Genomic DNA, 13,732 nt, shown 5'->3' on the forward strand with positions numbered 1-13,732 from the left:
CCAAGTACTACCTGAAATATGATACAGTACCGAATGAAACTGAGGTGATGTGTGCTTGACTACTTATGAACTGGGAAGCAGCCTGGAAAAGCTACTTTATAAACTAAAGAAGAACCGTGAAAACGTACCTTTGGATATCCTGAAAACCTATTATAAAGTCCCTTACAGGGAACTAATTTCTCAAATAACTCAAACAGTCTCTGGGATTCTACTTGGGTAAACAAAAGTCACCTCTAAGAATAGCATATAACAACTTATTGTAAAGCTGCAGGTAAACAGGCGTATCATCCTGAAACTTCCAGTTGTGGAAATCCATTTCTTTTCCTCCTCGCCTTTAGATCAATTGTTTTGTGCATTATAATTAATTTTTATTACAAGCATGCTTTCTTCTATGTTTTGTTTGGAAATATGTTCTTGTAGCTCCCAATATGATCACTGCCAGATATAAAACCATTTGTATCCCCCAGATATGCCCTGTAAAATTCATATATGGATTATACCAATCCAAAATCTTTGCAGTAATACATACGAAACTGCATACAACACATACATGCAATAAAATTCCCCGTACTCTGCTCATTACAATCCCTCCGTAATAAATATTCCATCTGCAACTTCATGTTCCGGTTTATATGGATGATTTGCAACCTTATCCAGAAATGTCATGAAGGAACAATGCCCTCCATCCAGATTATAGGCAGCTTTACATCCCAATTCTTCAAAGACTTTTGCCATTTCGTCCGGGAACATTCCTCTGGAACTATCCTGTCTTCCATCCACCAAAAGCAAGCAATAATGTCCTGGCTCATAATAACCGATTGCTGTTCTTGGATGCGATTCTCTTATATAATCCCACGTAAGGAACTTATCCTTTGCTTTTCCCTTTTCATCAAGAAGACTCGGTCCAAATACCCAGCTTTGGTATGCCCCTTTTTCTATAAGTTGCTGTAGCTCCACTTGTCCCGGCTGATAGATATCCATTGTGCCATCCCAGTTCAAAACACAGGTTTCTGCATCCGTCTGCTCATTTCTGTATATGACCCCATTTCGTATAATCGTGCCGTTATTCTGATTACGATTATTGCTATAGGAATCTCCATTTACTGCAAGAACAGACTTCATCCTTGAGGACATATCGGATAGTTTTTCCGTATATCCTACACCATAGGTATCCTGAGCAAATGCTGTCTGAAGACATGTAATATCCCCCACATAAATATCCGCAAGTACATAAGATGTTTTTGTACCATACTTTTCATGTTTTCCAGCATTTGACTTGTCCAGTTTTCCTGTATCATACTGATGGTATGATAGCTGAATCGATACATTTGGACTTGTATAGGAAGTGTCTGTTGCAACGACTGTGTCTGAAAATTTATCTACATATTTTTTATGCCAATCCTGTGAATCTCTAACTATGCATGTTTTTTGTAGCGAAGCGGTTCCCTCCTTCGTATCCCCCATCTGTATTTTCTGATTAAAATCTGGCATCTCATTCTGACTTTTTTCTGCTTCTGACACTGCATTTTCAATGGATACTGCTTTCACTCCTTTTTGTGGAATCTTATAATCAGCAACCCACACGATCACAAGAACGAAAGCAGCCGCCATAATATCAACGGTTAACCATAAGATACGTTTTTTCATACTCGAACCTTTCTACCCACAGAATATATATTTCTCCTTACTCCCGCAGATGCTTTGTTACCTTCACTGTTTTCTAAACATGAACTGTCATTTCTTTTGAAAATAAAATACTTTTGAACAAACCAGCTGACAAGAAACAGAGAAACTTCTGTCATCAGTTTTGCCGGATAAACCGAAAAGTGTAGAACCTGTACAAATGTTTCCAATATAAAATTATTCATAATCAAAACGACAACTGCCAATGCAAAATAATGCGTTGCCGTACTTATTTTTCTTTTTGTATGAAATACAAACCGACAGTTCATGCTGTAGTTATAAAAAGCACTGACCATTCTTGCCAGTATATTTGCTGCCAGCACCAACACTGCCGTATGGGGCAGGAAAAGCATAAGTGCCGAAAACAAAAGGTAATCCAGAATAAAACTTGAAAAAGATGACAATGTAAATTTAAAAATATCCTTATAAATCCTTATGGAATCCCTTACAGCCCGAAAATGGGAGGTAGAATTATTCTCATCCCGGTAAATCGTATGAATCGGCACTTCTTCAATGGGAATCCCTTCCTTTGCCATGGACATCAGAACATTCATTTCATATTCATATCGCTCCCCATCTACAGAAAGTAATTTTAAAATCAGATCTGAGCTAAATGCCCGTAATCCCGTCTGCGTATCAGATACCTCTACACCGCTAGCTAATTTAAATACCGACCTTGTGATCCGATTTCCCAGTCTTGATCTTAGAGGCATGTCCATTCCCACATTTCTCACACCCAGCACCATTGTTTTTCTGTGTGACCCGGCAAATCCTAAAAGTTTCATCATATCTTCCGGTAAATGCTGTCCGTCAGAATCCATGACTCCTATCAATTCATTATTCCATAATTCTTCTTTCACATAGGTTAAGGCTGTTTTAATCGCAGCACCCTTTCCTCTGTTTTCAGGATGCCGGAGAATAATACATACATCTCTGACATGATCAAAAATCGTTTGATATTCTTCGCCACTTCCATCATCCACCACGATAATCGTACATCCATAAGCCCAAAGCTTATCTGTAATTTCTATTAATGTTTCATCTGGTTTATAAGCTGGTATGATTACAACTGACATATCGCCATCTCCTTTCTGATTTACTCTATAGGTCGTCATCTTTCTTTTCTGACATTTCTGTTATCTATGATTACTTTCAATTTCACCACCATCTGATATCCGAGATATCCAGCAAGGATTCCAACGACAATACCTCCCAAAATATCTGTTGGATAATGCACATACAAATATAACCTTGAAAACGCTATGAAACAGGAAAGTATCAATGCTGGTTTCCATAACATTTTTTCTCCAGCAAAATAAAGTGCTGCCACTGCGGCAAATGATGCTGCTGTATGACCGGATGGGAATGAAAAATCATCTGGTCTTGCAACTAAAAGCTGAATAGAAGTATTGATATCACACGGACGGATTCTTCCAATAAAAGGTTTCAATATTCCATTACATAAGACAATGTCTACTGCCAATGCTGCCACTACGATTGCCCCGGTTTTTCTTGTTTTGGGGATCAGCAATAATATAACTGCCAAAATAATCCATATAGCACCTGCATCCCCTAACTTGGTTATCATGCACATCAAACTATCTAATATAGGAGTCCGAATTTCCTGTATCATATCCAGGATTTTGAATTCCATTCCCATACTCGTCACTTCTTTCTATCAATTCTCTAACTGTTATTTCTGTTTTTCCCCAACTTCTGTGAAAACACTTGCATTCCTACCACCAATGCAACACCAGCTAAAAAAGCCAGAAAATGAAAAGTTTCCAGATTCATTGCTTTCTGCGGGGAAGCCAAAGTAGTTGGTCCCTGAAGAATTGCATAAAAAGAACCGAGCATCATTCCTAAAATCATATAAACTGCCTGAGGTCTGAATTTTTCCAGACAGATCTGTATTGCCTTCACTACAGTAACAACTCCAGTCAATACCCCAACACCAAAGAACGCCAAACCTGGGACATAGGATAAATCCATTCCAAGAACTCCTCTTACTGCTGAAATAACCGGCAGATAAGCTCCAAAAATAAGAAGCAGCGTAGAACCGGAAATTCCTGGCAGAAACATAGCGGATATGGCAACCATGCCAATCAAAAACAATTTGATTCCCATCCCTATGGAAAACTGCCCCAGATTCATAGACGCATTTCCCATTTTCCCATTGAGCCATGTAATACCTACTACAATCACAATACCTAACAGACAAAACAGTATTCCTTTTCCCATTTCTTTAAAACTATCTTTTTCCTCTCGAATAATCAAAGGGATAGAGCCTGCGATAAATCCAATAAACAATGAACTGACCACATAAATATGACTTTCAAACAGAGAAGATAAAATCAGGACTGCCAAAATCATACCTGCTAACCAGCCAATCCCCAATTTCACCAGAAACTTAAGAGCCTCTTTCTTTTTATCCATGTTTCCAAATACAAAATCATGAATGGAGCCAATAAACCGGTCATAAAATCCCATGATAAAAGCAACTGTACCTCCTGATACTCCCGGCACACTATCAGCCAGTGCCATGCAAAATCCTCCGATTCCTTCCTTTAACATCATAAAAACCTCCTGTTTGTTTTATGGGATTATCTTAACAATCCACTTTAAACAAACAGGAGGTTCATTCCTAAACAATTCCTAAACAATATTTTAATTTCATGCATGAATCTATATCAGTGCAAGTAATATGGTTCCGACAACAATACATCCCAAACCTGCAGTTGCTTTCTTTGTAAGCTTTTCATGAAAAACAATCCATGAAAATACAATTGTAACAAGAATGCTCAGTTTATCAATGGGCACTACTACACTGGCAGGACCACTTTGCAATGCCCGGTAATAACACATCCAGGATGCACCTGTGGCAAGTCCGGACAACGCAATAAATCCTACTTCTTTTTTTTCAATCTCTTTTATCTGATGATATTTTCCAGTAACAATAACCATCATCCATGCCATCAGAAGCACGACAGAAGTGCGGATAGCTGTTCCTAAATTAGAATCCACCCCTTCTATTCCAATTTTCCCAAGAATTGCTGTAAGACTTGCAAACACAGCTGACAATACCGCATAAACTAGCCACTCTTTGTTGCCTTCTTTATGATTTTCTGACATATCTTCTTTTTTCGTAATCATCAGCATGGTGCCAACTCCGATCAAAATAACGGAAACTCCTTTGCTGAAACTCAGACCTTCATGGAGAAAAATCAACGCCAATATGATCGTTAATACAGTACTTGATTTGTCAATCGGCACAACTTTATTGATGTCCCCCTTTTGCAGTGCATGAAAATAGCATAACCAGGAAGCTCCTGTAGCCAGCCCTGACAGCACCAAAAACAGTAAGGTTTTTCCACTGATCTGTGTGATTCCTGTTCCGGTTCCTGTAATCAACACCATCAGCCAGGAAAATATCAATACCACAACTGTACGCAAAGCTGTTGCCACATCTGAATCTGTCTTTCTAATTCCACATTTCGCCAGAATCGATGTGATTCCTGCAAAAAAGGAAGACCCTATCGCATAGAACATCCACATTTCGTTTCTCCCCCTTATTTATTCAATCGATATCCGGCTCCCCAAACTGTTTCCAGAATTTTAGGGTTCTTACTGTCATCCTCAATTTTGTCACGGATCCGGTTGATATGTACCATGACCGTTGCGCTGTCACCCACATAATCATACCCCCATATTTCCTCAAATAGCTGCTCTTTTGAAAATACAATGTTTGGGTTCATGGCAAAAAACTTCAAAAGTTCAAATTCCCGGTTTGGGAATTTAATTTCCCGATCACCCTTATAGACTTTCCAGCTGTTCACGAGAATCCTCAGATCATGAACCCGTATTTCTTCCGGACTTTCCTCCGATGTCGGAACTATTTTCTGTTTCATACGTTCATATTGCCGCAGATTTGCATTTACTCTGGCCACCAGTTCTGCAGGGTCAAATGGTTTCGAAATATAATCATCTGCTCCAATCCCCAGACCCCTGATCTTATCTACAGATTCTGTCCTCGCAGTGACCATAAGAATGGGGATATCCACTCGGTCCCGAATTTCACGGCAGATCTCATATCCATTTTTTCCCGGAAGCATCAGATCCAGCAAAATCAGATCAAAATGCTCCTTTTCAATCACCCCTTCCACTTCCGTTCCTTCAGAAAGAATTCTTGTTTCAAATCCTGCAGACTCCAGATACGCCTCTTCAACCATACTGATATCCGCATCATCCTCTACAATCAGGATCTTTTTACTGTTTTCCATTATCCTCTGCTTCTCCTTTCCCTGATATCGGCAACTTCAGGCAGACCTCAAATCCATCTGCATTCTCTGCTCTGACGCTGCCTCCCATTGCTCCGGCAAGATATTTCACAATGTAAAGCCCCAGCCCATTTCCTTCCTTCTTGTTTCTGGATTCATCTCCCCGATAGAATTCTTCAAAAATATACGGCAGTTTTTCCTCCGGCACACCAACACCGTTGTCCTTAAAACAGATACTTAATCCCATGGGCGTCTTGCTCAATACAATATTGATTTTGAGAGGAATAATTTCTCCATATTTTCTACTATTCTCCAATAGATTATCAAAGATCCTCTGAAGTTGTTCCGGATCAACCAATACATCTGCCTTTATTCCTTTCGTATCCAAAGTCATTTCTTCTTTTCCTGTTTCCATGAGCTCCTGTTTTGCTTGTACATAATTTTGCAGGAATTCTGAAATTTCCAGTTTCTGGAGGGAAATCGGCATATTTCCAGTTTCCATTTTTGAAAGATAAAAAAGCTGATTCAAAAGCATATCCATATCACCGGTCCTTCGATAAGCTGCCTGCAAAAACTGATTCTGTTTTTCCGGGGATGATGCGATGCCATCCATTAATCCCTTGATGGTTCCCCGAATTGCTGTAAGCGGTGTGCGCAGATCATGAGAAATTCCTGCGATCATATCCGTTCTCGCCTTCTCATATTTCCGGTTTTTTTCCTGCTCCTCTAAAATGTGCTTCTGCATATCATTAAACGTATCACATACATCTTCAAATTCTATATCTCCGGTATATGTGATGTCCTGTGACAAATCATTTCCCTTGATTCTTTTCGCACCTTCCGACAGGGCATCCAGCGGCTCCATAATATGATTGGTAAGATTTTTGGTAAATATCTGGCTGATGATCACTAAAACAATAATACAAAGGATACCATCCAGTCCAAAGAAAAGAAGAAACTCATTCCGCTGAAACGTCCAGTCTATAATCAGATCTTCCAACCCATCCTCATCTACAATCTGTTCCACGGATGTTCTTATTTCTTTTTCAATTGCCTCTGAGTATCCTTTGATAATAACTAAATTGATCGCCAAAAAGACAAGTAAACTCACCAGCACCATAAATGCATTGGAGATAAAAATTCTTTTTTTTACGCTTCCCTGTTTCATTCCACTTTCTCCTTCCTCCAACCACCAAAAGCGCCCTATGGCACATCTTGGGATTATAAGCGGTCGCCATACAAACTACAGAAAGGGAATCTATCGATTCCCTTCTCCACTGATTTTTAGTCTTCTAAACCAGGCACTCTATAATTAACTGTCCACTGATTCTTCTTTATGTTCTTCTTTCGTTTCTTCTTTATTTTCTTTCAGGCTTGTACCACAGTTGCTGCAGTAATCAGCATCTGTGTCCAATATCAGCTCACAATGTGGACATATTTTTTTCAACGCTGCTCCGCATCTGTCGCAGTATTTTTCTTCTCCATACTTGATTTTTCCACAATTCTCACAGGTTCCCATAATAGCAGCATATGCATAAAGTGCTGCGACTGCAACAATATGAAAGAATACAGTTGCCAAAATCCATAAAGTATTATTTGTCCCCAGATGGCTGGACTTCCTATATACACAGATCAAGCACAGAATCCAATACCAGATTGCCAGTATAGTTCCTATTATACCGCAGATTGTAAGAAACACAATAACTGATTCCCAGCAAAACATTTCTCTTTCAAAAACTCCATGCATTGCTGCCAGCAAGACCAAAATTAAAACCACACTGCTTACAACAAATATCAATGCCGCTCTTTTAAGATTCATTTTTAACACCCATTTTTTCCACTTTTCTATCATGGCAATACCTCCTTGTAATGATACTGTTATCATACTGTTTTCAATTAAACAAAGTATGATATGAAAGTTAAACAATTCCTAAACAAATTGTTCCGTCATCCCTCTATGTAAAACCGGATTCATGTGCCATATTTTTTTCTGTTCCGCTCTCAATAACATTTCCACCGCTGCTAAAATATACTCACAATCAGTTTCATAGTTTCCTGCTTGCCTTAAATATTCTGCATGTAAAATTTCAATGTTTACACAAGAAACCGGAGTATCTTTCATTTCCTGAGATTTCCATTGATCTATTGCGGTACCAAAGCAACTATGAAGTTCTTTTTCATATTTGCGATGATCTTTTACATTTCCCGAAAATAATCTATTATGCGGAAAAGTAAATACATCTGCTGTATAATGCATTAACTTACCAAAATGATAATATTCCCGAACTCCCCATTTCTTTTTTTCCTGCGTAGAATTAAATATTTTTTTAATTACGGGTAATATATTCTCATAATCATGACCATGAAACTTTTTCCCTTTTAACATCCCGTGTAAATATGTAAAAGGATTTTTATCTGGTTCTATATTCCCATAAATAAATGCTTTCTTACAGATATAAGGAATACGCTTTCGTGACATTTCCGATGCAAACATTTCAGCAAGCTTTTTATGATCTCTCGTCTGCATATTAAATACTCCCTTTCATTTCTATTATATTAAGTTACCACTATTACAACCATTGATCCGCCAGTTGCTGCATTTTATAATCTGCTGTTGTAACAAGATCTGCACATTGTTTTAACTGTTTCTGCATGTTTTCCAAATGATTTCTGTTCTTTTTATATCTGAGCTGATGTTCCAGGGTTGCCCAAAACTCCATAGCGATTGTCCTAAGCTGAATTTCTACTGGTACATTGCATTTGTGATCTGAAAAATACACTGTTACCATCACAATCAAATGTAGGCTCCTGTAACCATTCTCCTTCGGATCCTTTATATAATCTTTAATCTGAATCTCCTGAATATCTTCCTGATTCAGTAGGAATTCAGCAATATAATACACATCCGAAATAAACGGGCATACAACTCTGATTCCAGCAATATCCATTATATTTTTTACCATACTACTTACAGTAAGTGGAAATCCCCTTCGCTCCATCTTCCCTTTTATACTTTCTGGGGATTTTACTCTTGTTTCTATATTCTCAATTGGGTTGCGATCTTTGCAGGCCTGAAACTCCTGTCTGAGTATTTCTAGCTTGGCTGTCAGTTGACAAATACCCGCTTGATAAAAAAAGACAATCTGGTTATATTGTTCCGTAATATTTAAAGCATCACTGGCTATTGGAAGAAAAATATTTTCTTCTTCCTCTGGATTCAGTTGTTCTACCTCTACAATTTCAGAATTGCCAACCTTACGATTGACTATTTTTTTCAAAATATTCTTCATTCGATTGTTTCACCTCCTGTTTGATAAAATCATAAAATAGAATCATAAATACAAAAGTGAAAATACCTAAACTTTTGTTAAACTTTTTCTGTCAAATGGCACTGCTGAATAAAAATAAGCGGTACTGTTTCTTTAACAAATACCGCTTACTTCTCTAAATAACATGAATTAATTAAAAACCGTATTTTTCTCACATTCATATTTTTCAAGACATTTTCTCAATTCAAACTCAATTTCTGCTCAATGCCTTCCCTTTCTGATTTTTGTATGCTTATCCCACAGCAGGCCAGTACCACACAGGTACGAACTGCTGTGGAAATCAATACAAAAACAGGAGGGATTTTTTATGAGAGAAATCAGAAACACAAAAATCATTGCCGTGGATCATGGCTACGGCAACATTAAGACTGCCAACACAGTCACACCTACCGGAATCACCGCTTATGAAACAGAGCCGATCTTTACCGGAAACATTCTTGAATACAACGGAATCTATTACCGGATCGGCGAAGGGCACAAAGAATTTATCCCGGATAAGGCTATGGATGAAGATTATTATCTCCTGACACTAATGGCAGTGGCACAGGAACTGAATGTCTTTTCCATCCATGAAGCAGATGTCCATCTGGCTGCCGGGCTTCCTCTGACATGGATCCGGAACCAGAGAGAGGCATTCCGCTCCTATCTGCTCCAAAACCCGGAAGTCCGCTTCTCATTTAACAGCAAAAACTATCACATCCGCTTTGTAGGATGCAGTCTTTACCCACAAGGATATCCGGCTGTTGTGAACCATCTGGGAGATTTTAAGGGAACCAATCTCCTTGCAGATATCGGGAACGGAACCATGAATATCCTATATATCAACAACAAAAAAGCTCAGGAGAGCCGCTGCTGGACAGAAAAATTTGGGGTAAACCAGTGCATGATTGCCGCAAAGAATGCCATTCTGAACAGGTTTGGAGTAAAAATCGAGGAATCTACCGTAGAACAGATTCTTCGGTTCGGAACAGCTGATATTGCCGCACCATACCTGGACTGCATTACAGCAGTTGCCAGACAGTATGTAGCTGATATTTTCGCCACACTCCGCAAATATGAATACAATCCTGACCTGATGCGGCTGTACGTGGTAGGCGGTGGCGGCTGCCTGATTCGGAATTTTGGAACGTATGACAAAGCCCGTGTCACAATCCTTGATGATATCTGTGCTACAGCGAAAGGTTACGAATATCTGGCACAGATGACCCTGAAAAGGAGGGAGTAGCCGATGAGAAACAATATCCGAAGCACAAACCTCCGCTTTAATCTGGAGAAAGATCTGCAAAGGAAAGCCTGGGAATATCTGCAGACCATGGACAAGCAGGAATTCAAATCCTACAGCCATGTAATTGCCCTCGCCTTGGTCGATTATTTTGACCGTTATTACCGCACACAGGAAGACCCTTATCTGGAAACAAGGGAACGGGAAGAACAATTTGTAAACCAGATCGTGGAGGCAGTGGAAAGGAGCCTGGAACAGGCACTTCCCCTCTTCCTCTCCGGGCTGACAGCAGGACTGACACAAAGGGAGCCCCAAAACAGGGCATCCTTTCCGGCACCGGAAGAATCTGGACCGGAAGCAGATATAGACTGGGATTTTCTCGGAGAATAACGGAAGGTAAGGAGGTTAGCACATGACAGAATTTATAACAACAGACACCAGCCTGCCGCCTTATATGGTGTTTCCCCGGTTCCTTCTGGATATGGAGCTGAATGAAACAACGAAACTGCTCTATATGGTTCTGCTTGACCGTGCAAGACTTTCCCTGAAAAACGAAGGCTGGACGGATGAATCCGGTCATGTGTTTCTCTATTTTACCATCGAATCCATGGCAGAAGTCCTTCACAAAAGCCAGATGACCATTAAAACATCCCTGGCCGCACTGGAAAAACAGGATCTGATCATCCGAAAACGCCAGGGTGCCGGTCATCCGAACCGGATCTATGTGAAATTCCCGGAAAAAGCATTCTGCCAGACAGACAACATTCTTTCCGTAAGACAGACAGAAAACTGTCCGGCTGACAGACAGGATTCTTTCCCTGAGACAGACAGAAAACTGTCCGGTAATAAGAAAGAGAGAAATAAGAACGATTTATCAAAAAGAGAGAGTCAGGAGAAACGCTCTCCCTATGGAAAATTTCAAAATGTATTCCTGTCAGAAAAGGAACTGGAAGAAGTCAGACAGTCGGTTTCAGACTGGCAGGAATATATCGAACGGTTATCCGGCTACATGGCTTCCACCGGAAAGCACTACCAGAACCATGCAGCCACCATCATCAACTGGGCAAGGCAGGACAATCCCCCTTCCCGGCAAAGCATTTACGAAAGTGAGGAGTACGAAACATTATGAAAAAGTTTACAGAAGAACTGACCAATAAGGAACCAAACAGAGAATTGCAGTCGGATGAATATTTTCATGACTCCGACCACCTGATTTACTGCGCCAAATGCCATACACCCCGGCAGGGCAGGTACACCTTGCAGGGCAGGGTATTCATGCCGCCCATCCGGTGCAAATGCCAGCAGGAACTCTATGAACAGGAAGAAACCAAACGGAAACTGCTGGAGAAACAGGCAGAAATCGAACGGATGAAAGCCAGCGGGTTACAGGATAAGGCACTTTATGATTATACATTTGACAAAGATAACGGCATCAACCCGGAGATGGCATACGCCCACAAATATGTGGAGAACTGGGAAGATATGAAAGCCAATTCCTCCGGTCTTCTCCTCTGGGGAAATGTCGGTACTGGGAAATCCTTCTTTGCAGGCTGCATTGCCAATTCCCTTCTGGAAAAAGGTGTTCCGGTGCTGATGACAAATTTTTCCCGGATCCTGAATACCCTGAGCGGAATGCATTTTGAAGACAGGAACCAGTTTATCGACAGTCTGAACCGATATAGCCTGCTGATCATTGATGACCTTGGGATTGAACGGAATTCTGAATTTGCCCTTGAACAGGTATTCAATGTGATCGACAGCCGTTACCGCAGCAAAAAGCCACTGATCGTAACGACCAACCTCACCTTGGAAGAATTGAACAAGCCAACTGACATGGCGCACAGCCGAATCTATGACAGGATTTTGGAACGCTGTGCTCCCATCCGAATCAACAACCGCAATATCCGAAAGGACAATGCCTCTGCAAATCTACATGAAGCGAAAAAAATATTGTTGTAATGACATTCTGTATCAAAAATAACAGAAATTGGTGCCATATGATACCCATAATCACTTAGCGGCGATACTGCTCTCTCCATTGATGCACATTGATTGAATGTATCGCTGCTATTTCCAGAAAAATCAGTACCAGTTATGAAAAATCAAAACCAAAAAAGCCCGGAAACGGGCATAAAAAAGGAGGTGCCAGACATGGCAGATAAAAAGACTATGATACCGGAAGAAAAAGCACTTTTACAGGCAAAGCACCGGCAGGAGGAAGCCGAAGCAAGAAACCGAAAAAAAGAACGGAATGCCAGAACACACAGATTGATCCAGGAAGGGGCTATTCTTGAAAGCGTTGCTCCGCATGTCCGGGAGATGGATTTAGATCTCTTGAAACGGGAACTTCTGATCCGGTTACGAGGGCTGTAGATACCGAAATTCTACTCCCGAAGGGCGCACTTACTCACCACCTGATAAATCAGGCAGTGGTATCCCCTTCGGGGCTCGTGCGCTCTGCCGAGGGCTTTATCCGCTGTTGCAGGCAACATCGAAAGGAGGTGCCAGATATGGCAATTTATCATATGCAAGCTAAAGTCGTCAGCCGTGGTTCCGGTCGATCTGCTGTTGCTGCTTCTGCTTATATGAGCTGTAGCCGCATGTACAATGATTATGATGGCATTCAGCATGACTATACCAGAAAGCAGGGTCTGATCTATCAGGAAGTGATGCTTCCTCCAATGGCTCCATTGGAATGGAATGACCGAGAACAACTCTGGAATGCTGTGGAAGAAACCGAAAAGACCAAAGACAGCCGACTGGCAAGAGAATTTGTTGTCGCACTCCCTGTTGAGTTGGATAAAGACAGCAATATTTCTCTTCTTCAGGATTTTATTAAAAAGAATTTTGTAGATATGGGGATGTGTGCTGATTTTGCCATTCACGATACAGATGGTCACAATCCCCATGCACACATTCTTCTTACTGTCCGACCACTAAATGAAAATGGAACATGGCAGTATAAAACCGAAAAAGAATATCTCTGTATCAAAGATGGAGAAGAAAAAGGATTTACTGCTTCTGAATTTAAAACTGCTCAGAAACAGGGATGGGAAAAGCAATATCGCTATAAAGTTGGGAAAAAGAAAGAATATCTGACTTCCTCTGTTGCACAGGAAAAAGGATATGAACGGATTGATAAACATCCCAAGAGTAGCCGATATGGCAGACAGAATCCTATTTCCGAACAATGGAACAGTGATGAACAACTTTGCATCTGG

Annotated in this window: 16 protein-coding genes; 6 read left to right on the plus strand and 10 right to left on the minus strand. The window is 40.4% G+C overall.

Annotation, left to right across the window (positions count from 1 at the left end; translation table 11 throughout):
- Positions 1 to 579: 579 nt before the first annotated feature.
- The 10 genes from HMPREF0373_RS08475 to HMPREF0373_RS08520 form a co-directional block, all read right to left on the minus strand.
- Positions 580 to 1,647, minus strand: a complete 1,068-nt coding sequence (locus tag HMPREF0373_RS08475) for a phosphodiester glycosidase family protein (protein ID WP_021739277.1) — start codon at positions 1,645 to 1,647, stop codon at positions 580 to 582.
- Entirely contained in the window at positions 1,644 to 2,759 is a 1,116-nt protein-coding gene (locus HMPREF0373_RS08480; protein ID WP_044924874.1) for a bifunctional glycosyltransferase family 2/GtrA family protein, read from the minus strand. The genes HMPREF0373_RS08475 and HMPREF0373_RS08480 overlap by 4 nt, the downstream gene beginning before the upstream one ends.
- A 35-nt stretch (positions 2,760 to 2,794) precedes the next feature.
- Entirely contained in the window at positions 2,795 to 3,337 is a 543-nt protein-coding gene (locus HMPREF0373_RS08485; RefSeq protein WP_029731975.1) for a phosphatase PAP2 family protein, read from the minus strand.
- A 32-nt stretch (positions 3,338 to 3,369) separates the two neighbouring features.
- Positions 3,370 to 4,260, minus strand: a complete 891-nt coding sequence (locus HMPREF0373_RS08490; protein ID WP_021739280.1) for a DUF368 domain-containing protein — start codon at positions 4,258 to 4,260, stop codon at positions 3,370 to 3,372.
- Between the two features lie 108 nt (positions 4,261 to 4,368).
- A complete protein-coding gene (locus HMPREF0373_RS08495; protein WP_021739281.1) occupies positions 4,369 to 5,238 on the minus strand; it encodes an EamA family transporter in 870 nt (289 codons plus the stop codon).
- Between the two features lie 14 nt (positions 5,239 to 5,252).
- A complete protein-coding gene (locus HMPREF0373_RS08500) occupies positions 5,253 to 5,963 on the minus strand; it encodes a response regulator transcription factor (protein ID WP_021739282.1) in 711 nt (236 codons plus the stop codon).
- A complete protein-coding gene (locus tag HMPREF0373_RS08505; RefSeq protein WP_021739283.1) occupies positions 5,950 to 7,128 on the minus strand; it encodes a sensor histidine kinase in 1,179 nt (392 codons plus the stop codon). The genes HMPREF0373_RS08500 and HMPREF0373_RS08505 overlap by 14 nt, the downstream gene beginning before the upstream one ends.
- A 144-nt stretch (positions 7,129 to 7,272) precedes the next feature.
- Positions 7,273 to 7,812, minus strand: a complete 540-nt coding sequence (locus tag HMPREF0373_RS16040) for a zinc ribbon domain-containing protein (protein ID WP_049946827.1) — start codon at positions 7,810 to 7,812, stop codon at positions 7,273 to 7,275.
- Between the two features lie 78 nt (positions 7,813 to 7,890).
- The gene (locus HMPREF0373_RS16045) at positions 7,891 to 8,487 is read right to left on the minus strand and encodes a zinc dependent phospholipase C family protein (RefSeq protein WP_021739285.1); all 597 of its coding nucleotides are present in this window, start codon (positions 8,485 to 8,487) and stop codon (positions 7,891 to 7,893) included.
- 43 nt (positions 8,488 to 8,530) lie between these two features.
- Positions 8,531 to 9,250: a GTP pyrophosphokinase gene (locus HMPREF0373_RS08520; RefSeq protein WP_021739286.1), complete on the minus strand. Its 720-nt coding sequence runs from the start codon at positions 9,248 to 9,250 to the stop codon at positions 8,531 to 8,533.
- Between the two features lie 346 nt (positions 9,251 to 9,596).
- On the opposite strand from HMPREF0373_RS08520, the gene HMPREF0373_RS08525 reads away from it, so the two are divergent.
- The 6 genes from HMPREF0373_RS08525 to mobQ all read left to right on the plus strand — a co-directional run.
- On the plus strand, positions 9,597 to 10,514 hold the full coding sequence (locus HMPREF0373_RS08525) for a ParM/StbA family protein (RefSeq protein WP_021739287.1): 918 nt from the start codon (positions 9,597 to 9,599) through the stop codon (positions 10,512 to 10,514).
- 3 nt (positions 10,515 to 10,517) lie between these two features.
- On the plus strand, positions 10,518 to 10,901 hold the full coding sequence (locus tag HMPREF0373_RS08530; protein WP_021739288.1) for a hypothetical protein: 384 nt from the start codon (positions 10,518 to 10,520) through the stop codon (positions 10,899 to 10,901).
- Positions 10,902 to 10,923: 22 nt separating this feature from the next.
- The gene (locus HMPREF0373_RS08535; RefSeq protein WP_021739289.1) at positions 10,924 to 11,640 is read left to right on the plus strand and encodes a replication initiator protein A; all 717 of its coding nucleotides are present in this window, start codon (positions 10,924 to 10,926) and stop codon (positions 11,638 to 11,640) included.
- On the plus strand, positions 11,637 to 12,470 hold the full coding sequence (locus HMPREF0373_RS08540) for an ATP-binding protein (RefSeq protein WP_021739290.1): 834 nt from the start codon (positions 11,637 to 11,639) through the stop codon (positions 12,468 to 12,470). The genes HMPREF0373_RS08535 and HMPREF0373_RS08540 overlap by 4 nt, the downstream gene beginning before the upstream one ends.
- 192 nt (positions 12,471 to 12,662) lie before the next feature.
- Positions 12,663 to 12,884, plus strand: coding sequence for a DUF3847 domain-containing protein (locus HMPREF0373_RS08545; protein WP_028087226.1), 222 nt, complete (start codon positions 12,663 to 12,665; stop codon positions 12,882 to 12,884).
- A gap of 137 nt (positions 12,885 to 13,021) precedes the next feature.
- On the plus strand, positions 13,022 to 13,732 hold a 711-nt coding region (mobQ, locus tag HMPREF0373_RS08550), incomplete at its 3' end, for a MobQ family relaxase (protein WP_021739292.1).

Source organism: Eubacterium ramulus ATCC 29099, assembly GCF_000469345.1.
Classification (GTDB): Bacteria; Bacillota; Clostridia; order Lachnospirales; family Lachnospiraceae; genus Eubacterium_I; species Eubacterium_I ramulus.